This window comes from Vibrio sp. 10N.222.49.C9 (genome assembly GCF_041474985.1).
In the GTDB taxonomy this organism is placed as follows: Bacteria; Pseudomonadota; Gammaproteobacteria; order Enterobacterales; family Vibrionaceae; genus Vibrio; species Vibrio crassostreae_C.
Map to the genome: position 1 here is coordinate 1 of NZ_JBFRVD010001561.1, position 300 is coordinate 300.

The window sequence follows — 300 nt, forward strand, 5'->3', positions numbered from 1 at the left end:
ATAAAGGGGTCAGTTCTTCGATTGCTCACAGAGTGGATAGCTTCAGCACACACCTCTTTACCTGTTCCGCTCTCGCCAGTAATAAAGATACTCGCCTTACTAGATGCGGCCGAGTCTATGGTTTTATAGACCTTTTGCATGCTAGCACTAGAGCCAATAAAGCCTTGATATTGGTTTATCTCGCCAAGAACATCGTGCTTGCCATTTTGAGTTTGGTGTATCGCTTTGGACACTGTAATACGGAGCTGATCCGCCTCACATGGCTTAATCAAAAAGTCATGAGCACCGGCTCTCATTGCC

1 protein-coding gene is annotated in these 300 nt (G+C 46.0%); it reads right to left on the reverse strand.

The features are described from left to right. The coding region (locus AB4585_RS29265; RefSeq protein ID WP_372172327.1) for a sigma 54-interacting transcriptional regulator at window positions 1–300 on the reverse strand (300 nt) is incomplete at both ends.